Source organism: Stenotrophomonas humi, from assembly GCF_001431415.1.
Lineage (GTDB): Bacteria > Pseudomonadota > Gammaproteobacteria > Xanthomonadales > Xanthomonadaceae > Stenotrophomonas > Stenotrophomonas humi.
This window is the reverse complement of record NZ_LDJI01000012.1, coordinates 128,689-153,830: the sequence shown is the minus strand read 5'-3', so window position 1 is coordinate 153,830 and position 25,142 is coordinate 128,689. Positions and strand designations below refer to the sequence as shown.

Sequence of the window (25,142 nt, the reverse complement as noted above, 5' to 3'; positions counted from 1 at the left end):
CTGTGAAGGGGTGAATCGCACGGCGGAATGCTAAATTGGGACAGCCGGCCGGCTGGGGCCGGCCACGCCTGGGGAGGCAGGGTTGTCCCGTAGTCCGTCCAATGCTGGTGCTCGCCGTTCCCGTGCCCTGTGGTTGGCGCGGACGCTGGGCTGTTGCCTGTTGCTGCTGATCGTCGGTGCAGGGCCGTTGGCCGCCGCAACCCGGCACACCGTGGCCGGTTGGGGGATGGAGCAAGGGTTGCCGCACAACCTGGTGCAGTCGGTGGCGCAGGGCAGTGACGGCTTCATCTGGCTGGGCACCTGGGAGGGCGCGGTTCGTTTCAACGGCCGCAGCTTCACCGTCTTTGACCGCCAGAACACGCCAGGCGTGGAGTTGTCCGGGGTGCAGAGCATCCTGGCCGAGGCGGATGGCGCGATGCTGTTTGGCACCATGTCCGATGGGATCTACCGCTACCACCGTGGCCGCTGGGAAGCCGTGGGCGGGGAGGCAACGCGCCATCTGCCGGTCAGCGCGATGCTGCGCGATTCCTCCGGCGCGCTGTGGATCGCCTCGGCGGAACGGTTGTTGCGGCTGATGACATCCGGTCAACTGATCGATGCCGGCGCTGAAATGGGGTTGCCGAGGGTCCCGATCACCGCGTTGAGCAGTGACCGCGATGGCGCCCTGCTGGTGGCGACCGAACACGGCGTCCACCGCGTCTGGAAGGGCAGGCTGGCCCCCTGGAAGGCGACGGCCGGCTGGGTGGTGCGCGACCTGGTCGACGATACCCAAGGTGGCTGGATCGTGGCGGCAGACGACGGCATCCATTGGCTGCACGGGGATGGGCGACAGGAGCATCTGCTGGCGGGCGAACGGGTGGACTCGGTACGCCGAGATGCCAACGGCGCGTTGTGGATGAGTCTGTCGGCCGGGCGCCTGGAGCGCTATGTCGACGGCCACAGCGAGCGCATTGTGATCCCCGGCCAGGTCAGTCCGGCGTTGATGATTGACCGCGAGGGCCTGGTCTGGGCCGGTAGTACCGATGGCCTGTTCCGGGTGGACGAGGGCGCGGCACGCGGCCTGACCCACGCCGACGGACTGGGCTCGGATTACGTACGGGCGGTGATCCAGTCCGACGATGGTGTGGTCTGGGTTGGCCATTCGGAAGGCTTGAACCGGCTCCAGGGCGAGCGGGCCGTGCCGGTGCGCCTGGTATCGGGCAGCGGACGTGACGCCTCGGTGCTGGCGCTGGCCTCGCACGGCGACGAGGTCTGGGCCGGCACGTACAACAGGGGCGTCTACCGGCTCGATGGCAGTGGCCGGGTGCGCCAGCAGATCATCCTGCCCGGGGCGTTGCAGCCTTTGGTGCGCGCGCTGCGGGTGGATGACGATGGCACCGTTTGGATTGGCAGTAGTGATGGCGTGTACCGCTACCGCGACGGCGAGTTGCGCCACTACGGCGAGGAGGAAGGGCTGCCGGGGTTGGCGGTGCTTTCGCTCTACCGCGATCCGGCAGGGGTGCTGTGGATCGGCTGCAATGGCGGTATGGCCGCAATGGGCGCCGATGGCCGCCTGCAGGCGTGGTCGGCGGACGGGGATTTCCCGGCGCGCTACGTTTTCGATTTCCTCGGTGACGCCAACGGCGATCTGTGGATAGCCACCGACCACGGACTGCTGCGCAAGCGCGGCCTGGACTTCACTGTGTTCGACCACCGCAACGGCCTCCCGCGCGACAAGTTGTTCCGCATCATCGATGACGGCAATGGGCATCTGTGGTTGTCCAGCAACCAGGGCGTGTTCCGGCTGGAGCGTAGTGATCTGGTGGCGGTGGCTGCCGCCGCGCGCAGTCATCTGGCGGTGCATGTGGTCGACCACAACGACGGCATGCCCAGCAGCCAGGGCAATGGCGCTTCGTCACCGGCCGGGTGGATGACGCGCGAAGGCCTGCTGCTGTTCCCCACCGCCGGTGGCCTGGCGTTGATCGATCCGGCGCGTGCCGATGGCTATGTGCGTCAGCGCAAGGCCCCGATGGCGATTGAAAGCGTCGAAGTCGATGGCACGCCGCAGTCGGTGCGGGTGGCCTACGACCTGCCTGCCGAAGTGGAGCGCATTGCCGTGGCCTATGCCGGGCTGGGTTTCCGCGCGCCGGACAAGATGCGTTACCGCTACCGGATGGAAGGCTTCGATGCCGACTGGGTGGATGCCGGCAGCCGCACCGAAGCGGTGTATACCAACCTGCAGCCCGGCAGGTACCGGCTGCGGGTTCAATCCATCGCGTTGCCGTTGGATTGGGACAACCGCGAGCGCGTGGGGGAAACCAGCATCACCTTCGACATCGCCGCACCTTACTGGCAGCGGCCCTGGGTGTTGCTGCTGGCCGCTGCGACGATGGTGGGCCTGCTGTTGTTGCTGATCAGTTGGCGCACCGCCAGCTATCGCCGGCGCCAGCGTCTGCTCAATACCGAGATCGGTGCACGCACGCAGGAGCTGCGCGAGAAGAACCATGCGCTGGAACAGGCCGGGGTGGAGCGCGACAACCTGATGCAGCGCCTGGAATACATGGCGATGCATGATGCGCTGACCGGGCTGCCGAATCGCCGCGCAGGCGATGCCCATCTGCAGCAGATGCTGGGCGAAGCCGCGCGGACTGGTACTTCATTGAATGTGGCGCTGCTGGATATCGACCACTTCAAGCATGTCAACGACCGTTTCGGCCACGAAGCCGGTGACCGTGTACTGCGTGAAGTGGCGGGCCTGCTGCAGCTGCAGTTGGGGGCAGGGCAGTACGTCTCGCGTTACGGTGGTGAGGAGTTCCTGATCGTGCTGTGCGGCATGTCGCTGGACAAGGCGGTGATGCTGCTGCAGGAATTGCGGATGCGCCTGGCGCGCCTGCGTCTTGAGGAAGTGGACCCGGACATCGCGATCTCCGTCAGCATCGGCGTGGCGGCGTTGGGCCAGGATCAGGACACGATACGTACCTTGCTGGCCGCAGCCGACCGGCATCTGTATCGCGCCAAGCGCGAGGGCCGCAACCGGGTGCTGTCGTGACAGCTGCTTCGGCTGCATGACGATGTGGGCCGGAGTACTCCCGGCCCACGCTCGTGCATTGCTCAGTACAGCCCTTGCGCCAGCATGGCGTCGGCCACTTTGACGAAACCAGCGATGTTGGCGCCATCCACGTAATTGACGCTGCCGTCGGCGCGAATGCCATGGTGTACGCAGTTGGCGTGGATCTCTTTCATGATCACATGCAGGCGTTCATCCACATCGGCGTGACGCCAGGAAAGACGCAGCGCGTTCTGGCTCATTTCCAGGCCCGATGTCGCCACGCCACCGGCATTGCTGGCCTTGCCCGGCGCATACAGGGTGCCGGCCTGCAGGAATACATCCACCGCTTCCAGCGTTGATGGCATGTTCGCGCCTTCGGCAACGCACTGCACGCCATTGCTGACCAGGGTGCGTGCGTCGGTTTCGTCCAGTTCGTTCTGGGTGGCGCAGGGCAGCGCGATGTCGGCCGGGATGTGCCACGGGCGGCGGTCCGGGAGGAACTCGAAACGCGCGTCGCCAGCCAGTTCGGCCAGGCGACCGCGACGTTCGTTCTTCAACGTCATCACCTCGTTGATGCCCAGCTCGTCGAAGCCATCGCGCGCATACAAGGTGCCGCCCGAATCGGAGAAGGTGAGCACGCGCGCGCCGAGTTCAGCGGCCTTGATCGCGGCGAACTGGGCAACGTTGCCAGAGCCGGACACCAGCACCTTGGCGCCATGGGTTTCGCGGCGCGCGTGATGCAGCATCTGCTCGACGAAATAGACCGTGCCGTAACCGGTAGCCTCCGGGCGCATGAGGCTGCCGCCGAACGCCAGGCCCTTGCCGGTGAAAACACAGGAGGCATCGTTGCTGAGCTTTTTCATCATGCCGGCCATGAAGCCGACTTCGCGTGCGCCTACGCCGATATCGCCGGCCGGCACATCGGTATCCGGGCCGAGGTGGCGGTAAAGCTCCAGCATCAACGCCTGGCAGAAACGCATCACCTCGCCATCGCTCTTGCCCTTGGGATCGAAGTCCGAGCCGCCCTTGCCGCCGCCCATGGGCAGAGTGGTCAGTGCATTCTTGAAGGTCTGTTCGAAGGCCAGAAATTTCAGGATCGACAGGTTCACCGACGGGTGGAAGCGCATGCCGCCCTTGAACGGGCCGATGGCTGAGCTGTGTTGCACGCGCCAGGCGCGGTTGACGTGGGTCTGGCCCTTGTCGTCGGCCCATGCCACACGGAACTGAATCACCCGCTCCGGTTCGACCAACCGTTCCAACAGGCCGTGCTGCGTGTACTTCGGGTTGCGTTGCAGGAACGGCCACAGGCTGTGGCTGACTTCCTTCACGGCCTGCAGGAACTCGGACTGGTTGGGGTCGCGCTTGGCCACATGGGCCAGGAAGTCGTCGGGGCTACGGTAGTTCAAGTGCATTCCTCTCAGGAGGGGGATCTGAAGCGACAGATCCAAGAATGAAAAGCAGAACGGTTTGTCCACCCGGCGGAAACGTGCCGCCAATCAATTGTGTGCGGCGCGGTTGGGGTTGCGCCGGCACAAACAAAGACGCGGCCAATGGCCGCGTCCGCTTGCAACTAGGTGAGCTGCGCAAGCACGGCCTGCGCGGCTTGCTGCGTGGAAAGTGCCTGCCCTTGCGCGGCGAGATCGGCCGTGAACTGGCCTGCATCGAGCGCGGCGCTCACTGCCGCTTCAATGGTGGTCGCTTCGGCTTCCAGCCCCAGCGAATGGCGCAGCAGCATTGCCGCGCTGAGAATGGTGGCGTACGGGTTGGCGATGCCCTTGCCGGCGATGTCCGGTGCCGAGCCGTGGATCGGTTCGAAGATGCCGACCTTGCCTTCCTCGCCCAGCGAAGCGGAGGGCAGCAGGCCCAGCGAGCCGGCCAGCATCGAAGCTTCGTCGGTGAGGATGTCGCCGAACATGTTCTCGGTGACGATCACATCGTAGGCGCGCGGCTTGGAGATCAGGTGCATGGCCATCGAATCGACCAGCTGGTGCTCCAGTTCGACGTCCGGGAACTCCTCGCGGCCGATGCGTGCGGCGATGTCCCGCCACAGACGGGAGGTTTCGAGCACGTTGGCCTTGTCCACCGAGGTCAGCTTGCCGCGACGTTGCTGCGCCAGGCGGAAGGCGCTGCGCAGCACGCGCTCGATCTCGACCGTGGTGTAGCGGCACAGGTCGCTGGCGCTGTCGGCATCGCGGGTCTTGTCGCCGAAGTAGATGCCGCCGGTGAGTTCGCGCACGACGATGAAGTCCACGTCCCTGAGCAGCTCCGGCTTGATGGGCGAAGCATTCAAGGCGGCAGGATGCGTGCGCACCGGGCGCAGGTTGGCGAACAGGCCCAACGCCTTGCGGATGGCGAGCAGGCCTTGCTCCGGGCGCACCTTGGCATTGGGGTCGGACCACTTCGGGCCACCGACCGCGCCGAGCAGAACCGCGTCGGCCTTGGCACAGGCATCAAGGGTGCTGGCCGGGAGCGGCTCGCCGTGGTTGTCGATGGCGATGCCGCCGATGTCGTGTTCGCTGAAGGTGAAGCTATGGCCGAAGCGGGCAGCGACGGCCCTGAGTACGTCGACGGCGACGGCGGTGATTTCAGGACCGATGCCGTCACCCGGCAGTACGACGATGTTGGCTTGCATGTAAGGGTTCCGGTTGCTGTTTTGTTTTTTGAAGCCCCTCTCCCTGCGGGAGAGGGGTTGGGGAGAGGGTAGGGGGCAGTACGCTGTTTGGCCGTGTGAAGCTTGCCTTACCCTCATCCGCCCCCTACGGGGCACCTGCATTCGGCACTTCCCTGTGCCTCACCCTAGGGGCGGCTGCGCCGTGCAGTCCGACAATCCTGCCGGGCTGTCTCCCGAAGGGAGAAGGACTGGAGTCTCACGCTACCAGCGCAGCCTCATACCGCGCGATCTCATCGGCACGGCCGAGCAGCCAGCCCAGCTGATCCACGCCTTCCAGCAGGCAGGTCTGCGAGAAACCATCCAGCGGGAACGAATAGGTCTTGCCGGACGACGTGCGCAGCTCACGTGCAGCAACGTCAACGGTCAGCTCGTCGTCCGGGTTCTGCATCAATTCCTGTACGTCGGCTTCGTCCAGCACGATCGGCAGCAGCCCGTTCTTCAGCGAGTTGCCACGGAAGATGTCGGCGATCTCGCTGCTCACGATGGCGCGCAGGCCCAGGTCGGTCAGTGCCCAGGGCGCGTGCTCACGCGAGGAGCCGCAACCGAAGTTGCGCCCGGCCAGCAGGATCGCGCGGCCTTCGTTCTCCGGCTTGTTGAAGGCGAAGTCCAGCGTCGGCGTGCCATCGGCCTGCCAGCGCCAGTCGTTGAAGGCGTTCTTGCCCAGTCCTGCGCGTTCGGTGGTGGACAGGAACCGCGCCGGAATGATCTGGTCGGTATCGATGTTGGTCTGGCGCAGCACCACGCTGCGCGAGGTGATCGTGGTCAGTGCGGCCATCACGCCACCTCCTTGGCAAACAGATCGCGGGTATCGGCAACGCGGCCATTCACCGCTGCCCATGCAGCGCTCATCGGCGAGGCCAACAAGGTGCGCGACCCAGGGCCCTGACGGCCTTCGAAATTGCGGTTGCTGGTGCTCACCGCCAACTGGCCCGGTGCGACCAGATCGCCATTCATGGCGATGCACATCGAACAACCCGGTTCGCGCCATTCCGCGCCGGCGGCGCGCACGATCTCGTGGATGCCTTCGGCTTCGGCATCGCGCTTGACGATCTCCGAGCCCGGTACCACCAGCATGCGTACGCCATCGGCGACCTGACGACCGCGCAGCACCTGTGCCACTTCGCGCATGTCGCTCAAGCGGCCATTGGTGCAGGAGCCGACAAACACAACGTCTACCGGCGTCCCGATCAAGCTGTGGCCAGCCTCGAACTTCATGTAATCCAGTCCCTTCTGGGCGGCTGCATCGTTGGCGGCCGGAATCGGCGCATCAACGGCAATCGCGGTGCCCGGGTGCGTGCCCCAGGTCAGGGTCGGACGGATGTCGGCAGCATCGATATGCACTTCCACATCGAAGCGTGCGCCTTCGTCGCTGCTCAATGAGGACCAGTACGCCACGGCCTTGTCGAAGTCGGCGCCCTTGGGGCCACGCGGGGTCCTGGCGACCCAGTCGAAGGTGATCTGGTCCGGTGCGACCATGCCGGCGCGTGCGCCGGCTTCGATGGACATGTTGCACAGGGTCATGCGCTGCTCCATGTCCATCGCGCGGATCGCCGAGCCACGGAACTCCAGCACATGGCCGGTGCCACCGTTGACGCCGATCACACCGATGATGTGCAGCACCACGTCCTTGGCGCCGACGCCAGGCGCAACCACGCCATCAACCGTGATCGCCATGGTTTTGGCTTTGCGCTGCAGCAGGCACTGCGTGGCCAGCACATGGCCGACTTCACTGGTGCCGATGCCGAACGCCAGCGAGCCGAACGCGCCGTGCGTGGAGGTGTGACTGTCACCGCAGACAATGGTCATGCCGGGCTGGGTGAAGCCCTGCTCCGGTGCGATGACATGGACGATGCCGCGGCTGGCCGAGGCCATGTCGAACAACTCGATGCCGTACTCGGCACAGTTTTTGGCCAGCATGTCGACCTGCGCTTCAGAGGCCTTGCTGGCATAGGTGAACCTGCCATCGGCGCCTGCCGGGGTGGTCGGCGTGGAGTGATCCATCGTCGCCTTGGTGCGTTCCGGGCGGCGCGGTGCGATGCCGCGCTCGCGCAGTTCGGTGAAGGCCTGCGGCGAAGTGACTTCGTGGATCAGGTGCAGATCGATGTACAGCACGGCGGGCGCGCTGTCGGATTCAGGGACGACGACGTGCGCGTCCCACAGTTTGTCGTACAGGGTTTTGGGTGCGGAGCTCATTGTCTATTCCGTTGCCTATGTGCCGTCGCGCTCAAGCGCTGACGGCTTCCTGGGTCTGCACGCTTTCGCGCTGGCGCAACAGACGGTTGGTGACATCCAACCAGGCCAGTGCGCTGGCTTCGATGATGTCACGGCTGGTGCCGGTGCCTTCCAGGATTTCGCCTGCGTGGCGCACGCTCAGGTTGGCTTCGCCGCGCGCATCGGCACCAATGCCGACGCTGTGCACGTGGTAGCTGTCCAGGGTGAGCTGCACGCCGGTAGCGGCCGACAATGCCGAGAACAGCGCATCGACCGGGCCATCGCCCTGTGCGGTTTCGGCGACGCGGTTGCCTTCCGGATCGGACAGCTCGACCAGCGCGTTGGCACGGCTGCCGACATCGCTGATGGTCATTGATGCCAGGCGGTAACCGTCGCTGCTGGAGGTGCCCTGCATCAGGGTCTGCAGGTCGGCGTCGGTCACCACGCGCTGCTGCTCGCACAGGGCCTTGAACTGCTCGAACACCAGCTTCAGCTCTTCCTCTTCCAGCCAGTAGCCCAGCGCACGCAGGCGTGCCTCGACTGCAGCGCGGCCGCTGTGGCGGCCCAGCACCATCTGCGAGGATTCCCAGCCCACGTCTTCCGGGCGCATGATTTCGTAGGTGTTGCGGTTGCGCAGCATGCCGTGCTGGTGGATGCCGGACTCATGCGCGAACGCATTGGCGCCGACGATGGCCTTGTTGCGCTGGACCGGCATGCCGACCAGGCGCTGCAGCAGCTGCGAGGTGGGCACGATGCGCTGGGTGTCGAAGCCGGTGTCGAAGTTGTAGAAGGCGTTGCGTACCTTCAGCACCATCGCGATTTCTTCCAGCGCGCAGTTGCCGGCGCGCTCGCCGATGCCATTGATCGACCCTTCCACCTGGCGCGCACCGCCTTCGATGGCGGCCAGCGAGTTGGCTACGGCCAGGCCCAGATCGTTGTGGCAGTGGGTGCTGAAGATGACCTTGTCGGCACCGGCGGCATTGCCGATCACGTGCTGGAACATCGCGCGGATTTCTTCCGGCGTGGTGAAGCCAACGGTGTCGGGCAGGTTGATGGTGCGCGCGCCTGCAGCGATGGCGACCTGGGTGATTTCGGTCAGGAAGTCCAACTCGGTACGGGTGGCGTCTTCTGCCGAGAACTCGATGTCATCCAGATAGCCGCGCGCCATGCTCACATGCTTGTGCACCGATTCCAGCACCTGCTCCTTGCTCATGCGCAGCTTGTGCTCGCGATGCAGCGGGCTGGTGGACAGGAATACGTGCAGGCGCGGGCGCGCTGCGGCTTCCAACGCCTTGACCGAGGTTTCGATATCGCCGGCCAGGCAGCGCGACAGCACCGCCAGCACCGGCTGTCGTACCTCGCGGCCGATCAGCGCCATGGCTTCGCGGTCGGACTGCGAACTTGCGGGGAAGCCGGTTTCGATCACGTCCACGCCCAGTTCCGCCAGCGCCCTTGCCATCACCAGCTTCTGTGGCGGCGTCATGCTGCAGCCGGGTGATTGCTCACCATCGCGCAGGGTCGTGTCGAAGATGGTAATTCGCGGGGTATTGTTGGTTGGAGTATTCACCAGAGGGTCTCCTCGACTGCGGCGGTAACGGAAATTTGGGGGGATTCGGATTTGGAGCTGCGCTGTGTCGATGCAACGACACGGCTTCTAAGTCGTTCGGCGTTACGCCGTCGAGGTTTGCGTGGTGGGCTGGGGCGTACTTCAGACAGCAATGTCGACAATACCGTGGCATCGATGTTGCCGCCGGATACCACGGCACACTTGCGCTTGCCGGAGACGCGGCGGCCTGCGGCCAGCGCCAGCGCGCCGGCGCCTTCGGCAATGATGTGTTCTTCCAGTGCCAGGCGCACCAGCGTCTCGCGCAGCTCGGCTTCGCGCACGATGACGATGTCGTCCAGCAGGCTGGCGCACAGGCGGCGGGTGATGAATCCGGGGATCTTGACCTTGACGCCGTCGGCCAGGGTGGGCACCGGATCGATTTCGTTGATGTCGCCACGGATGGCGCGGGCCATCGAATCGACGCCTTCCACCTGCGCACCGATGATGCGCACGCCTTGTGACTTCAATGCCAGTGCCACACCGGAGGCCAGGCCGCCGCCGCCGATCGGCACGATCACCACGTCCGGCGCATGTGGCGCCAGTTCGATACCCAGCGTGCCTTGCCCGGCGATCACATCGGGGTCATCGAACGCAGACAGGAAACGGTAGCCATTCTGTTCGGCCAGTTCGCGGGCGAAGGTGAAGGCTTCGTCGTAGCTGGTGCCGTGTTGGCGTACGGTAGCGCCCCAATGCTGGACGCCGGCGATCTTGGTGGCCGGTGCACCATGCGGCATCACCGTGATCGCCTGCACACCCAGACGATGCGACGCCCAGGCCACGCCTTGGGCGTGGTTGCCGGCCGAGGCACAGATCACCGGGCGCTCATCGCCACGTTCCAGCGCCGCCAGCATTGCGTTCAATGCGCCGCGCACCTTGTAGGAACCGGTGCGCTGCAGGTTTTCCAGCTTCAACCAGGTGCCGAACCGCTCGGCGTAATGCAGTGGGGTAGGCGGCAGAAAACGGCGCAGGCGTGCCTGCGCGGCCAATACGTCGGCAACGCTGACGTTAAACGCGTCAGCGGGTGTTGCAACTGCGACGGCGCGGCCACGGTCAGGCATGTACGTGGCCGTCACCGGATACGAGCGAACCAGCTGTCGACTGTTCGCGTCGAAGAAGACGCCTCCGTTGCTTGCGGCGGCGTACTACCGGTACGCCACTTACGTCGCTGCTCATACGCTGGCACCTGCTACCGGTACCAGTCGCACGGATTCGCAGTCGTAGACTTTCTGCAGCTGGTGGCACAGCGTTTCCGGCGGGCGCGTGCCATGGATGTCCATCTGCACGTGCCAGCGGCCTGCATCGTCGGCATTGCGGTTGCCGGCGATGTTGCTGGGGGCAAAGCCGCGCCGTTCGACCATGCCGATCACGCGCACCAGCGCGCCTTCGGCAGGCTTCAGCACCAGGTCAAGCCGGTATTGCATTGGAACTCTCCTGCGCTGCCTTGGCATGGGCTGGGTTGCTGTCCAGCATGGTGCTGTTGGCGTTGTTGGGTGGCACCAGCGGCCACACGTTGGCACGTGCGTCGATGGAGACATGCAGGAATGCCGGGCCGGGTGTATCCAGCATGGCGGCCAGGGCATCCTCAACCTGCGCACGCTGGGTGATGCGGGTGGCGGGAATGCCGAACACCTGCACCAGCGCGGCGAAATCCGGGTTGTCGGACAGGTCGATCTCGCTGTAACGCTCGGCGAAGAACAGCTCCTGCCACTGGCGGACCATGCCCAGCGAGGAGTTGTCCAGCAGCACGATCTTCACCGGCAGGCGACAGCGGGCAATGGTGGCCAGCTCCTGCACGTTCATCATGAAGCTGCCGTCACCGGAGACCAGCACCACGGTGCGGTCCGGGCAGGCAAACTGCGCGCCCATCGCTGCCGGCAGGCCGAAGCCCATCGTGCCCAGCGCGCCGGAGGTCAGGTGGTTACGGGGGTGGTTGAAGCGGCAGTGCTGGGCCACCCACATCTGGTGCTGACCGACATCGCAGGCGATGACGGTATCCGGCGGTGCCACTTCGCTCAGCCGCTTCAGCAGCGCCGGGGCGTAGATGTCATGACCGGGGGCGTCGTAGCGTGCGGCGAACTTTTCACGATTGGCGGCACAACGTGCACGCCAGCTGTTGCAGCTGCTGCGGATGCTGGTCAGTGCCTGCAGGCCGGTCTTGACGTTGCCGGGGATGGCGATATCGACGGCGCGCAGCTTGGAGATCTCGTAGGCATCGGCATCCAGATGGATGACGCGGGCGAACGGCGCGAACTCGGCCAGCTTGCCGGTGGCGCGGTCATCGAAACGGGCGCCGACCACGATCAGCAGGTCCGACTCCTGCACTGCCATGTTGGCGGCGCGGGTGCCGTGCATGCCCAGCATGCCCAGGTACTGCGGATGATTGGCCGGCAATGCACCCAGGCCACGCAGGGTCAGCACGGTCGGAATGCCGGAGGCTTCGACGAAGTGGTGGAACTCGCCAACCGCATCGGCCAGACCGATGCCGCCACCGCCGTAGATGACCGGCTTTTCGGCGGAAGCAATCATCTCGACCGCAGCAGCCAGGCGTTCGGCAGAAGGTGCAGGCACCGGATCCACCGAGGCCGGCACATGCTCGGGCAGGTGCGAGGCATCGCCCAGCTGCACGTCCTTGGGCAGGTCGATCAGCACCGGGCCGGGCCGCCCTTCGCGGGCGACACGGAAGGCTTCGGCAACCACGTGTGGCAGCTCATCAACGCTGCGTACCAACCAGCTGTGCTTGACGATCGGCATGGTCATGCCGAACACATCCAGTTCCTGGAACGCATCGGTACCCAGCAGCGGGGTAGCGACCTGGCCGGTCAGGCACACCATCGGTACCGAATCGAGCATGGCGTCGGCAATGCCGGTGACCAGGTTGGATGCACCCGGGCCGGAGGTGGCCACGCATACGCCTACCTTGCCGCTTGCGCGGGCATAACCATTGGCGGCAAGCGCCGCGCCCTGCTCGTGTCGTACCAGGATGTGCTTGAGGCTGGAGTCCACCAATGCGTCGTAGAACGGCATGATGGTGCCGCCCGGGTAGCCGAACAGCGTTTGCACGCCTTCGGCTTCCAGAGCCTGCGTCAGCCAGCGTGCGCCGTTACGGGGCGCACCGGGGGTGGAAGTGTTCATGCAGCGACCTTTGCCAGTTGCGGGTGGGGGACCGCGGATTACGCAGTCTGACCTTGCAGCCAAACCATCTTGGCGCGCAGTTCCTTGCCAACCTTTTCGATCGGATGTTCCTTGTCGGCCTGCTGGAACTTCTTGTAGTTGGGCAGGCCGGCTTCGTACTCGGCTTCCCAGTTCTTGGTGAAGGTGCCGTTCTGGATGTCGGTCAGCACGTCCTTCATGCGTGCCTTCACCGAGGCATCGATGACACGCGGGCCGCTGACGAAATCGCCGTACTGCGCGGTCTCGGAGATGAACTCCAGCATGCGGGTGATGCCGCCTTCGTAGAACAGGTCGACGATCAGCTTCAGTTCGTGCAGCACTTCGTAGTAAGCGATTTCCGGCTGGTAACCGGCCTCCACCAGGGTTTCAAAGCCGGCCTGGACCAGCGAGGAAGCGCCACCGCACAGCACGGCCTGCTCGCCGAACAGATCGGTTTCGGTCTCTTCCTTGAAGGTGGTCTTGATGATGTTGGCGCGGGCGCCGCCCAGGCCAGCCGCATAGGCCAGCGCGAACTGCTCGGCCTTGCCGCTCTTGTCCTGGTAGACCGCGTAGATGCACGGCACGCCGCGGCCGATTTCATACTCGCGGCGTACCAGTGCGCCCGGGCCCTTGGGTGCAACCAGCACCACGTCCAGGTCGGCGCGCGGCTCGATCATGCCGAAATGCACGTTCAGGCCGTGCGCGAACAGCAGGCAGGCGCCCTGCTTCATGTTCGGGGCCAGCACTTCGTTGTACAGCTTCTTCTGCACCATGTCCGGGGTCAGTACGGCGACCAGGTCGGCGTCTTTCACGGCTTCGGCAGGTGCCTTGACGGTGAAGCCGTCGGCCTGGGCCTTGACCTCGGTGGGGCCGCCGGCACGCAGGCCGACCACGACATCAAAACCAGACTCACGCAGATTCAGTGCATGGGCGCGGCCCTGGCTGCCGTAACCGACGACGGCGATTTTGATCTGGGGCAGTTCGTTGGTGCTCATGGTGTCTCGATTCCTTGCAGTGAAAAGAAAAACGGCCGTCGCGTCAGGACGCGTCGGCCGGGTGGGGCAGGGCAAACACCATGCACGCCGACGCGCTGCGCGGGGCATTGCCGGACGGAGTTTTCAGCATGGTGGTGTGATTTGAGAACATGGTTTCAGATGAAATAGAGGCTGGAAACGAAAAACCCCGCACCGGGGTCGGCGCGGGGTCTTTTATCGAATCTGGCTGTTGTTCTGTTACGCGCCAGTTCGCCCCGCACCTGTTGGCTCGGTAATAAGTACGAGTACAAGCAGCGACGCCGCGGCGGAGGCCGGGGTCGAAGTCAGGCGGGCGGTGGTGTTGTGGCGTTGCAACATGAGGTCGAGATAACCATCTGCGCGATGGGCCTGTCAACGCTTGCAGGTGTGATTGTCAGGAAATCCTTCGCAAGCCGCATTGCAGCGGCTTGGTTGCGACTGAAACCTAGCGGCCCCGGGGGAGCGCGGCGGCCACATTGCGCGGAAAACAGCGCCGGAAGCCTGATTTTCAGAGCAATCCGGCAATCGGTGATGGGATCTCGTCGCTTTCAACGGTTTGTCAGATAGAGGGCTGCTTTGGCGCGGTCCAGGGCGGGGGCTTTCATGGCGCTGATATCGGAACTGAAAATGGCTGTGACGTCGAAGGGCGGTTGTGAATGGTCGGGCGCGGGCCCGGGCCGGCAACTGGTGCAGTTGATGGGGCGCAACGAGGGGCTGCCGGTTCCCCTGATCTATCGCAAGGGCTGGGCGCTGCTGGGCTATCTGGCGGTTGAATCCAATCGACTGCATTCACGCACGATGCTGGCGACCCTGTTCTGGCCGGGGCTGGGCGAGACCAGTGCGCTGACCAATCTGCGCCAGGTGCTGAGCAATCTCAATCGCTATTGCAGCCAGGAACTGGGGGCTGGCGTGCTGTGCATCGAACGCACCCGGGTCGGACTGATGCGCGACGCGCAGCCGATGTTCGACATCGATCTGGTGCGGAGCGCGCCTTGCCGGCTGCTGCAGATGTTGCCTGAGCAGCGCAACTTCCTCGACGACATGGAGGATCTGGGGGGAGTGGACTTCCTCAGCTGGTTGGAGACCACACGCCAGGAAATGGAGCGGCAGCTGGTGGACGCGACCGAGCGGTGTTGCGACGAGTCATTGGAGGCAGGCGAGTGGGAGCACGCCGTGGTGCTGGCACGTGCGCTGGTCGAACGTGATCCGTGGAGCGAGGCGCATGCGCGCCGGATGATGCGTGCGCATGCAGGTATCGGCATGCCGGCTTCGGCATCCCACGTTTATTACCGCTTCGAGGCCTTGCTGCGCGAGGAACTGGGTCTGGACACGGCGGTGGAGACCCGGGAGTTGCTGGCACAGATCCACGCTTCTTCACAGCCACAGCCACAGCCACAGCCGCCGGCGTTGGTGAGGTCGGCTTCCGCTTGAGGGGGCGTCGTCTATCAGCAGCGAGGCCCGGCAGACGTGACCGGTGTGAGGGACCGTGCACCTGCGCATCAGGCAGAAAGGCGTAGTCCAGTTCCGGCTCGCTGCCAAAGGATGGGGCCGGGGTCGGGGCATGAGCTATCTTTCGGGGAAGTCCCTGTCAGGTTCGCCTCATGCTGCGTACGACTCCGCTCCTGCTCCTGCTCGCCGGCATCCCGTTGCTGCCTGCCCAGGCTGCCGATCGAATCACCGGCCACGAATTCGCTACCCGCTCGGAGGTGATCGCGCCGCATGCGATGGCTGCCACCTCGCAACCATTGGCCACGCAGATTGCACTGGATGTGATGAAGGCTGGCGGCTCCGCAGTGGATGCGGCCATAGCCGCCAATGCCGCGCTGGGCTTGATGGAGCCCACCGGCAATGGTGTTGGCGGAGACCTGTTCGCGATCGTCTGGGACCCGAAGACGCAGAAGCTGCATGGCTACAACGGCTCGGGTCGCTCGCCACGGTCGCTGACGCTGGCCGAACTCCAGCGCCGTGGCCTGAAGGAAATTCCGGCCACCGGGCCACTGCCGGTGTCGGTGCCCGGTGCGGTGGATGGCTGGTTTGCGCTGCACGAACGCTTTGGGCGCAGGCCAATGGCCGACAACCTGGCCCCGGCCATCCGCTACGCACGCGAAGGTCATCCGGTGGCCGAGGTGATTGCCTACTACTGGGATCGCTCGGTGCCGAAGTTGTCGCCGCAGCCGGGCTTCAAGGCGCAGTTCACCATTGAGGGCCGTGCACCGCGCAAGGGTGAGATGTGGCGCAACCCCAACCTGGCCGACACCCTGCAGAAGATCGCCGACGGCGGCCGCGATGCGTTCTACAAAGGTGAGATCGCCCACACCATCGACACCTTCTTCCGGGCCAATGGCGGTTATCTCAGCTATGAGGACATGGCCGCGCATCAGGGCGAATGGGTGGAGCCGGTGAGCAGCAACTACCGTGGCTACGATGTGTGGGAGCTGCCGCCCAACAGCCAGGGTATCGCCGCGCTGCAGATCCTCAACATCCTTGAAGGCTACGACTTCTCGAAGATCCCGTTCGGCTCGGCCGAGCATGTGCATCTGTTCGTCGAGGCCAAGAAGCTGGCATTCGCCGATCGTGCGCGCTTCTATGCCGATCCCGCGTTTTCACCGGCACCGGTGCAGCGATTGATCTCCAGGGAGTACGCGACCCAGCGCCGCGCGTTGATCTCGATGGACAAGGCGTTGAACGAAGTGCAGCCGGGCACGCCGAAGCAGCTGGAAGAGGGCGACACCATCTACATGACCGTGGCCGATGCCGACGGCATGATGGTGTCGTTGATCCAGTCCAACTACCGTGGCATGGGCAGCGGCATGGCGCCGCCGGGGTTGGGTTTCATCCTGCAGGATCGCGGTGAGATGTTCGTGCTGCAGAAGGGCCACCCCAACGGTTATGCACCGGGCAAGCGGCCGTTCCAGACGATCATCCCGGCCTTCATCACCAAGGACGGCCAACCATTTGCGAGCTTCGGGGTGATGGGCGGCGCGATGCAGCCGCAGGGGCATGCGCAGATCGTGATGAACTTGGTGGACTTCGGCATGAATCTGCAGGAGGCAGGCGACGCGCCGCGCATCCAGCACGAAGGTTCCACCGAACCGACCGGGCAGGCGACCGCGATGCGCGATGGCGGCGAGGTCAATCTGGAGACCGGCTTCCCGTACGAAACGGTACGCAGCCTGATGCGCAAGGGCCATCGCGTGGTTTTCGCCGACGGCCCTTACGGCGGCTATCAGGCGATCCAGCGTGATCCGGAAACCGGGGTGTACTACGGTGCTTCGGAAAGCCGCAAGGATGGGCAGGCGGCGGGGTATTGATCGCCGTGAACGAGTAGGCGCAAGCGCCTCTTCGCAGCCCTCCTCTGCGCGAGACGCAAGCCAGTGAGCAGAGCAGGCGCGCGTGCAGCACCTGCTCCGTCCCTTTGCCGCCGGCTTTCCGCCGCCTGCTTTTAGCCACCGGCGAAGGGAAGGGCGGGAGAGGGGGAGCCTTCTACGTTGGCTTCCTCCCGGCAGACCCCAACAGCTTCCAAGCTACCGATCACCGCCAGCCACCCGCTCAGCTTCAACCCGCGCGTCCTCCTGCGCGGCCTGTTCGCGCTCGATCCACGCCTCGATGATGTGCCGTGTACGTTGCGCAAGGCGCCGCTGCCGGTTGTATTCGGCATCCAGCACCCGGTACAGCGACACCATCACCAGCAGCATCAACAGTGCGAACGGCAATGCAGCGATGGTGATCATGCCCTGCAGCGCTTCCAGTCCACCGGCAAGCAGCAGTACGGCGGCGATCAATGCGACCGCCACGCCCCATACCAGCTTGCGGGACAGCGGCGGGTCGCCCGCTTCGTCGATTGACATGCTGGCCAACACCAGCACCGCCGAATCGGCCGAGGTGACGAAGAAGATCACCAGCAGCACCAGTGCCAGCCCGGACAGCAACAGCGAGGCCGGCAGGCTGTCGAACAACGTGAACAGCACCGTTTCATAGCCATTGCCCAGCGCCTGGACCAGATCGACGTGGCCGAACAGCTGCGCCCACAACGCCGTGCCACCGAATACCGAGAACCACAGAAAGCCGAGCATGGTCGGGGCCAGCACCACGCCCACGACGAACTCGCGCACGCTGCGGCCACGCGACACACGCGCGATGAAGGCGCCGACGAATGGCGCCCATGCAATCCACCACGCCCAGTAGAAAATCGTCCAGTCGGCCACCCAGGTGCTGCCGGAGAACGGCGACATGCGCAGGCTCATCGTCACCAGCTGGTTGAGATACGAGCCGAGCGTGGTGGTGAACGTATCGAAGATGAAACCGGTGGGGCCGAGCACCAGCACCGCGGCCAGCAGCAGCGCGGCGAGTGCCAGGTTGAAGTTGGAAAGCCACTTGATGCCGCGGTCCACGCCGCTGGTGGTGGAGAGCATGTACAGCACGAACGCCACTGCGATGACGGTCAGCTGCAACGGTACGCCATTGGTCAGGCCGAACACGCGGTGCAGGCCCGCCGCAATCTGGATGGTGCCGAAGCCAAGCGTGGTGGCGACACCGATGGCGGTGGCCACCACCGCTGCGATGTTCACCATCTGGCCAAACCAGCCACGATGGTGGCGGCCGATCACCGGCTGCAGCATGTCACTGATCAGCCCGCGGCCATTGCGGTTGTACTGGAACCAGGCCATCGCCAGCCCGATCAATGCATAGATTGCCCACGGATGCAGCCCCCAGTGGAAGAAGGCGTAGCGCATCGAGGCGCGTGCGGCATCCATGCTGAGCGGCGTGAGCCCTTCCGGGGGGGTGACGAAATGCGACACCGGCTCGGCCGCGCCCCAGAACACCAGACCGATGCCCATGCCCGCGGCGAACAACATCGACAGCCAGCTGGCACGGGAGAAATCCGGCTCGGCATCCTCGCCGCCAATGCGCAGGCTGCCGAAGCGGCCAAACGCCAGGTAGGCGAGAAAGGTCAGGGTGAGGAACACGATCAACAGATACATCCAGCCGGCGCCACGGACGACATGCACCAGCGCGGTCTGCACCACGTCGTTGAAGGGGCCGGGCGCAAGGCCGGCGATCAGCACCAGTACGGCAACCAGCGCGATTGAGATACGAAACACCATGAAGGAGCTTCTCCGATCAAAGGGATTGAGGGAGGCGAGCCTGGGCTTGCAAAGAAACCGGCGACATCCGGGCACGAGCCGGACAGGGCCGGTGAAAGGCAGAGGACAATCAAGTCGACATGCTGCCACTTGATTTTACTGAACAGCACGTCACGGTTCCGTTAGGACAGCATGACGCGCTGCATCGCGCTGTTGTCATTGCTTTGTGATCTAATGCCGCCCGAAGCGGGGGTACCGCGGTCAATTGACCACGGTTGAGACATACCCTTCGAACCTGATCCGGCTCATACCGGCGTAGGGAAGCTTCGTATGCCGGCAGTCGCTGGGCCCATGATGGGCTCGTGTTGACCGGCGTGCGCCTTCGCTTCGTTCCGTCATGCGAATCCCTCGCAGACACCCGCACCGCAAGTGCGGGGATTAACAGGACGATTGCCGATGAACGCACAGCCCAGCCTGCAGCAGCAGGCCCAGCAACTTTCCGAATCCGTGACCCGGCCGATCCCCGGCTCGCACAAGATCTTCGTGCCCGGCTCACGCGCCGACCTGCAGGTGCCGATGCGCGAGATCGTGCAGAGCCGTACGCCGACCTTGTTTGGTGGCGAAGAGAATCCGCCGATCACCGTGTACGACACGTCCGGTCCGTACACCGATCCGCAGGCCACCATCGATCTGGCTGCAGGACTGGCGCCGTTGCGCGCGCGCTGGATCGAAGAACGTGGCGATACCGAACAGCTGACTGGCTTGAGCTCGGCGTTCGGACGCTCCCGCGAAGACAACGCAAAGCTCGACGCGGTGCGTTTCCCCAGCCGCGTGCTGCCACGTCGTGCGATCGGTGGGGCCAACGTCACCCAGATGCATTACGCGCGGCGCGGCATCGTCACCCCGGAAATGGAATACGTAGCCATCCGCGAGAACCAGCGACTGGATGCGGTGCGTGACGCGGGCCTGCTGGTCCAGCACCCGGGGCAGAGTTTCGGCGCCAACATCCAGACGATCATCACCCCGGAATTCGTGCGCGATGAAATCGCGCGCGGTCGCGCGGTGCTGCCCAACAACATCAATCACCCGGAAAGTGAGCCGATGATCATCGGCCGCAATTTCCTGACCAAGATCAACGCCAACATCGGCAACAGCGCCGTCTCCTCGGGCATCGCCGAGGAAGTGGAAAAGCTGGTGTGGGCGATCCGCTGGGGTGGCGACACGGTGATGGATCTGTCCACCGGCAAGCACATCCACGAAACCCGCGAGTGGATCATCCGCAACTCGCCGGTGCCGATCGGCACCGTGCCGATCTACCAGGCGCTGGAGAAAGTGGATGGCCGCGCCGAGGAACTGAACTGGGAGATCTTCCGCGACACGCTGATCGAACAGGCCGAGCAGGGCGTGGATTACTTCACCATCCATGCCGGCGTGCTGTTGCGGCATGTGCCGCTCACTGCCAAGCGCGTGACCGGTATTGTCTCGCGTGGTGGTTCGATCATGGCCAAGTGGTGCCTGGCGCATCACAAGGAGAATTTCCTCTATACGCACTTCGAAGACATCTGCGACATCATGAAGGCCTATGACGTGTCCTTCAGCCTCGGCGATGGGCTACGTCCGGGCTGCATCGCCGATGCCAATGACGCCGCGCAGTTCGGCGAACTGGAAGCGCTCGGAGAGCTGACGAAGATCGCCTGGAAACACGATGTGCAGACCATCATCGAAGGTCCGGGCCATGTGCCGATGCAGCTGATCAAACAGAACATGGAAAAGCAGCTGCACGAATGCGGTGAGGCGCCGTTCTACACACTCGGGCCGCTGACCACCGACATCGCGCCGGGCTATGACCACATCACCAGCGCCATCGGTGCGGCGATGATCGGCTGGTATGGCACCGCGATGCTCTGCTACGTGACGCCCAAGGAGCATCTTGGCCTGCCCAATCGCCAGGACGTGCGCGACGGCATCATGGCCTACAAGATCGCCGCGCACGCGGCCGATCTGGCCAAGGGCCATCCGGGTGCGCAGGTGCGTGACAACGCGCTGAGCAAGGCGCGCTTCGAGTTCCGTTGGGAGGACCAGTTCCACCTCGGTCTCGATCCGGAAAAGGCCAAGGAGTTCCACGACGAAACCCTGCCCAAGGACGCGCACAAGCTGGCCCATTTCTGCTCGATGTGCGGCCCGCACTTCTGTTCGATGAAGATCACCCAGGACGTGCGAGATTACGCCGCCGAGCAGGGCCTGGAAGAGGCCGGCGCACTGGAGGCGGGGATGGCCGAAAAGTCGGCGCAGTTCCGCGAGCAGGGCGCACAGGTGTACCGCATCGAATGACCTTTGCCGGCCGCAGGCTTGCCCTCCGGGCGGCCTGTGGCGGGCGGTTGACGCAGGTCAACGGCAGGGCGTGCTAGCGTTCTTCCGTCCACAACTGGGGAGGTTGTCATGAAGCTTCGATCCATAATCCACCTGCTCTCTTTGTCGCTGGTGCTGGCGCTGGCCGCCTGTGCCAGTACCCCGCGTGTCAGCAGCCAGGCCGATCCGGCCGGCGAGTTCGGGCGTTACCGCAGCTTTTCGTTCTTTACACCGCTGGCGCTTGAACAGAACGGCTACACCACCATCACCAGCAACCGGATCCGCGATGCGGTACGCACGCAGATGCTGGCGCGTGGCTATGTGTATGACGAGGCCAATCCGGACCTGTGGGTGAACCTCAACGCCTACCTGCAGGACAAGACGCGCGTCACCACGATGCCGGAAGTGGACTACGACTATTACTACAGCTACCGCGCGCGCAGCTATGTGGCCGTACCGTACTGGCGCGACCGCACCGACGTGCGCCAGTACACCGAAGGCACGCTCAACGTGGATGTGGTGGATGCCCGGCAGAAACGGCTTGTCTGGGAAGGTGTGGCGGTTGGGACCGTGGGCCGTGCCACGCCTGAGAAGCGGGCCGCACAGATCGATGCGGCGGTCGCCGCGATCTTCGACCAGTACCCGTACCGTGCGGCGGGCCTCGCCCGCTAAAGGGGCGGCCGCATGCAGTCACGTTGTTTATTGTCATGCGTGCACAGGGAGGCGCAGCCATGCCGTCGCACTTGAGGTGGATCGTGCAGGCACGGCGGCATCCGTCTGCCTGGCTGCTGGCCGTGCAGCTGCTTGGGGTGTTGCTTTACCCGACGATGGAGCACACACCGGCCGGCCGCGCGCTGTTTGGTGCGTTCGGCATGGCGGTGCTGGGGCTGGCGGTATGGGTGGTGCGGCGCAGTCCGTTGACGATCTGGCTTGCCTTGCTGCTGGCGGTTCCCGCCGTGATCTTCTCGGTTGCCGGTGCGGTGTTCGATCAGCCGTCATTGATGACAACGGCGCAGGTGTTCGAGTGCCTGCTGTATTTCTACACGGCCTGCAGTCTGACGGCCTACATGCTGCAGGACCATAAAGTCACCCGCGATGAGTTGTTTGCTGCAGGGGCTACTTTCACCTTGTTGGCGTGGGCATTTGCCTTCGCGTATTCAGTCTGTCAACAGTGGTACCCGGGCAGTTTTGTGGCTGCCAGCGAGGGGAGTTTCAGGAGCTGGATGGAGTTGCTTTATCTCAGCTTCAGCTTGTTGTCAGGGGTAGGCCTGAGTGATGTCGTGCCGGTGCATCCGCAGGCACGTGCATTGGTCATGCTGGAGCAGTTTTCAGGCGTTATGTATGTTGCGTTGGTGGTATCGCGACTGGTGGGTTTGACCATTCACAAAGCGTCGAAAGACTGAACGCCAGATAAAAAAATCGCGCCCGAAGGCGCGAATCATGCAGCGATTATGTGAATTCCGTCGGCGAGAGAGAGCCTGATGTCTTCCGGTGTGAGCACACCGGCAACTCCCTTAGAGTAATATTCGTTCCAGTTGGAACATTTGCTCTTTGCGTCGATGACTTTTGCTGATGTTGGCGATTGGGCGCTTTATTTTTTCGCATGTTGGACACCGGAGTTGTGTCTGGCCTGCGTTCTTTCCTGATCGTAATGCAGACAGTCGACAACTCGAAGCCGGAAGCTGATCGGCTCAATATCGGCGCATGCGTGGTACTGCTTTCCTCTCGTGAGGTGCATGGCCCCAACGCACGCAAAGTGCAGCGGCTGACCCCGAAGAGCCTGGGTGTGTTGCTTGCGCTTGCGCGGCGTGCGGGTCAGGTAGTAACGCGCGATGAGTTGTTTGCCGATGTGTGGCCGGACACCATGCCGACCAACGACGTACTCACCCAGGCGGTAACCCAGCTGCGCAAGGTATTCGCAGCGGCCGACGGAGGTGATGACAGCACCCCTTATATTGAGACCATCGCCAAGACCGGTTATCGGTTGTTGGCGCCGGTGGTGTGGGATGACGTGGACACCACCGGTGCCACGATGGAAGGGAGCGAAATTGCTGCGGAAGCTGCGCCGCGCAGCGACGCGGCATCGACAATTTCAACCAAGCCCGCCCGCGAGCTGCGTCGCCGGCTGCGCCGCCACGTACTGCTGGCCGTCGGCCTGGTGTTGTTGACCAGCACGGTGGTGATGGCATGGCTGTTATGGGGCCGCATGTCGCCGGAGGCACCGACGGACGAAGTGGATGCCAGTGGAACCCGGGTGGTGGGCAGCCCCGCGCGGCCCTATCGACTGATCACGTCCAATGCGGCGTTCGAGACCAACCCCACGTTGTCGCCTGATGGCGCGCTGGTGGTGTTTGCCAAAGAGGCGGAAGGGCGTTCCACCTTGTGGATACAGAGCACCGGCAGCACCCCGCCGGTTGCGCTGGTTGCTACGCCGGCCGATGCATCTGACCGTTTCCCGGTGTGGTCACCGGACGGACGTCAGATCGCGTTTGCACGCTTCCTGCCGCATGCCGGCTGCGAGGTGTTGCTGGTGTCGGCCACCGGTGGTGATGCGCGTCGCGCAACGCGCTGCGATGGCACCGACATGCTCAGTTTCAGTTGGTCGACAGATGGCCGCAGCCTGCTGTTTGGCTCGATGACCGGTGCCTATGCCAGCCGCGGTATCCGCACACTGGAGCTGGCCTCCGGGCGTTGGTCATCGTTGTCATACGAAATGGGAGCCGATGATTCTGACTACGCGCCGCAGTATTCGCCTGACGGCAGCAGGATCGGTTTTGTCCGCAATCCGCAGGTAGGCGATCTGTGGGTGATGGACGCCGACGGCGGCAACGCCAAGTGGCTGACCAACGATGCCGCCGAGATCCGTGGCTGGAGCTGGCTGCATTCGGATGAGATCGTGTTCGGCCGACGGGTGGACAGCGAATCGCGCCTGTATCGCCTGGATGTCGCCACACGGACCCTGCGTGACATGGGCGTGGACGATGCACGCAACCCGACGGTGTCACGCCATGGTGGCAATCTGGCTTTCATGCGTGACCGGCCGCAGTTCGGTCTGTTCCGGGTTCCGTTGAAGGAAGGTGCTGGCCAGCGCGTGCGCTTGTTTGCTTCCTCCGGGCGTGATTCACAGCCGATGGTATCTCCGGATGGCAGCCAGCTTGCCTTCACGTCGGACAGATCCGGCACCTTCGCGTTGTGGTGGGGGCGGTTGGCCGAGCCTGATTCGTTGCGTGTGGTGGAGGGGCTGCGCCCGGAAGCGCGGCAGCCGATGGATTGGTCTGGCGATGCTCGAAGTCTGCTGGTAAGCGGGCGCGACGCCGATGGATTGCCCGGCATCTATGAAGTGATGCCGGAGGACGGGCGCTGGAAGAAGCTGGCTGTGCCGGTGCGCGAACCGCTGCAGGCGATCTATGGGGGGACGCCAGGAACGCTGCTGGTTGTCGAGCGTGGCGATGAGGAACGGATGTCGCTGACATTGTTCGACCGCACGCAGACGCCATGGAAGCGTTTGGCCTCGTTGGAGGGGGTTTCGCAGGCGCGGTTGGACCGTGCCGGCGATCGTGTCCTGTTCACGCGGCTTGGCAGCAGCGGTTTGTGGCAGGTCAAGCCGGATCTGGCAGCGGGCAGCATCCTGCCGGTGAACAAGGAAGTGCCGACGCGCTGGCGTTACCGCACCTGGGCGGTGACCGGCAACGGTACGGTCGGATACATGAGTATCGGCGCCGGCTGCGCCAGCCAGTTCAGTGTGATTGTCGGGGACGGTGCCAGCCGATGCCTGGATACGGACAAGTTCAGTTCCGGCAATGGCATGAGCCTGGCGCCCGACGGCAGCGCCGCATTCATCGCCCTGGGCATTGCTGAAGGTGCCGACATTGGCGTGATGCGAGTGCCCAAGCGCGCGCCGCGAAGCGTGCTTGGCGTCGGCAAGTGGTTGCCGTGGCTGGAAAAACCGCTTTCGTAGTTCTTTCGTAAGAGGCTTCCGGAATCTTTCGGAGCAATCTCGCAGGATCTTCCTGACGCTGCCGGCCAGACT

17 protein-coding genes and 1 riboswitch are annotated in these 25,142 nt (G+C 64.2%); of the genes, 7 read left to right on the top strand and 10 right to left on the bottom strand.

Annotated features, from left to right (window positions below; genetic code table 11):
* The first annotated feature begins 82 nt into the window (after positions 1-82).
* Positions 83-3,028, top strand: a complete 2,946-nt coding sequence (locus ABB26_RS06965; RefSeq protein ID WP_083490716.1) for a ligand-binding sensor domain-containing diguanylate cyclase — start codon at positions 83-85, stop codon at positions 3,026-3,028.
* Positions 3,029-3,090: 62 nt separating this feature from the next.
* Here ABB26_RS06965 and gdhA read toward each other — a convergent pair whose 3' ends face one another.
* The 9 genes from gdhA to ilvC form a co-directional block, all read right to left on the bottom strand.
* Positions 3,091-4,440 (bottom strand): NADP-specific glutamate dehydrogenase, encoded by a 1,350-nt coding sequence (gene gdhA, locus ABB26_RS06960; protein ID WP_057632954.1) that lies wholly within the window; start codon positions 4,438-4,440, stop codon positions 3,091-3,093.
* A gap of 158 nt (positions 4,441-4,598) precedes the next feature.
* Positions 4,599-5,660 carry a 3-isopropylmalate dehydrogenase gene (gene leuB / locus ABB26_RS06955; RefSeq protein WP_057632953.1) on the bottom strand — a complete coding sequence of 354 codons (1,062 nt, stop codon included), beginning with the start codon at positions 5,658-5,660 and terminating at the stop codon, positions 4,599-4,601.
* Between the two features lie 235 nt (positions 5,661-5,895).
* Complete coding sequence (leuD, locus tag ABB26_RS06950) at positions 5,896-6,474, bottom strand: 3-isopropylmalate dehydratase small subunit (RefSeq protein WP_057632952.1); 579 nt, start codon at positions 6,472-6,474, stop codon at positions 5,896-5,898.
* A complete protein-coding gene (gene leuC / locus ABB26_RS06945; protein WP_057632951.1) occupies positions 6,474-7,892 on the bottom strand; it encodes a 3-isopropylmalate dehydratase large subunit in 1,419 nt (472 codons plus the stop codon). The genes leuD and leuC overlap by 1 nt, the downstream gene beginning before the upstream one ends.
* A gap of 31 nt (positions 7,893-7,923) precedes the next feature.
* Positions 7,924-9,477, bottom strand: a complete 1,554-nt coding sequence (locus tag ABB26_RS06940) for a 2-isopropylmalate synthase (RefSeq protein WP_057632950.1) — start codon at positions 9,475-9,477, stop codon at positions 7,924-7,926.
* Positions 9,474-10,574: a threonine dehydratase gene (locus tag ABB26_RS06935; RefSeq protein WP_057632949.1), complete on the bottom strand. Its 1,101-nt coding sequence runs from the start codon at positions 10,572-10,574 to the stop codon at positions 9,474-9,476. Before ABB26_RS06935 ends, ABB26_RS06940 begins: the two co-directional genes overlap by 4 nt.
* A 111-nt stretch (positions 10,575-10,685) precedes the next feature.
* Positions 10,686-10,937: an ACT domain-containing protein gene (locus ABB26_RS06930; RefSeq protein ID WP_057632948.1), complete on the bottom strand. Its 252-nt coding sequence runs from the start codon at positions 10,935-10,937 to the stop codon at positions 10,686-10,688.
* The gene (gene ilvG / locus ABB26_RS06925; RefSeq protein ID WP_057632947.1) at positions 10,921-12,648 is read right to left on the bottom strand and encodes an acetolactate synthase 2 catalytic subunit; all 1,728 of its coding nucleotides are present in this window, start codon (positions 12,646-12,648) and stop codon (positions 10,921-10,923) included. Before ilvG ends, ABB26_RS06930 begins: the two co-directional genes overlap by 17 nt.
* A 38-nt stretch (positions 12,649-12,686) precedes the next feature.
* On the bottom strand, positions 12,687-13,661 hold the full coding sequence (gene ilvC, locus ABB26_RS06920; protein WP_057632946.1) for a ketol-acid reductoisomerase: 975 nt from the start codon (positions 13,659-13,661) through the stop codon (positions 12,687-12,689).
* Positions 13,662-14,306: 645 nt separating this feature from the next.
* Between ilvC and ABB26_RS06915 the strand changes: the two genes are divergently transcribed.
* Together ABB26_RS06915 and ggt are read left to right on the top strand one after the other, a co-directional pair.
* Positions 14,307-15,110 (top strand): AfsR/SARP family transcriptional regulator, encoded by an 804-nt coding sequence (locus tag ABB26_RS06915; RefSeq protein ID WP_161809016.1) that lies wholly within the window; start codon positions 14,307-14,309, stop codon positions 15,108-15,110.
* 170 nt (positions 15,111-15,280) lie between these two features.
* Positions 15,281-16,990, top strand: a complete 1,710-nt coding sequence (ggt, locus tag ABB26_RS06910; protein WP_057632944.1) for a gamma-glutamyltransferase — start codon at positions 15,281-15,283, stop codon at positions 16,988-16,990.
* A 213-nt stretch (positions 16,991-17,203) separates the two neighbouring features.
* Here ggt and ABB26_RS06905 read toward each other — a convergent pair whose 3' ends face one another.
* The gene (locus ABB26_RS06905; protein WP_057632943.1) at positions 17,204-18,784 is read right to left on the bottom strand and encodes a BCCT family transporter; all 1,581 of its coding nucleotides are present in this window, start codon (positions 18,782-18,784) and stop codon (positions 17,204-17,206) included.
* Positions 18,785-19,001: 217 nt separating this feature from the next.
* A riboswitch (TPP riboswitch) is annotated at positions 19,002-19,103 on the top strand.
* 116 nt (positions 19,104-19,219) lie between these two features.
* On the opposite strand from ABB26_RS06905, the gene thiC reads away from it, so the two are divergent.
* The 4 genes from thiC to ABB26_RS06885 all read left to right on the top strand — a co-directional run bounded on the left by thiC (position 19,220) and on the right by ABB26_RS06885 (position 25,070).
* Positions 19,220-21,094: a phosphomethylpyrimidine synthase ThiC gene (gene thiC / locus ABB26_RS06900; protein WP_057632942.1), complete on the top strand. Its 1,875-nt coding sequence runs from the start codon at positions 19,220-19,222 to the stop codon at positions 21,092-21,094.
* Between the two features lie 108 nt (positions 21,095-21,202).
* Positions 21,203-21,784 (top strand): DUF4136 domain-containing protein, encoded by a 582-nt coding sequence (locus ABB26_RS06895; protein WP_057632941.1) that lies wholly within the window; start codon positions 21,203-21,205, stop codon positions 21,782-21,784.
* A gap of 59 nt (positions 21,785-21,843) precedes the next feature.
* Complete coding sequence (locus tag ABB26_RS06890; RefSeq protein ID WP_057633008.1) at positions 21,844-22,515, top strand: ion channel; 672 nt, start codon at positions 21,844-21,846, stop codon at positions 22,513-22,515.
* A 248-nt stretch (positions 22,516-22,763) separates the two neighbouring features.
* The gene (locus ABB26_RS06885) at positions 22,764-25,070 is read left to right on the top strand and encodes a winged helix-turn-helix domain-containing protein (protein ID WP_057633007.1); all 2,307 of its coding nucleotides are present in this window, start codon (positions 22,764-22,766) and stop codon (positions 25,068-25,070) included.
* Positions 25,071-25,142: the final 72 nt, after the last annotated feature.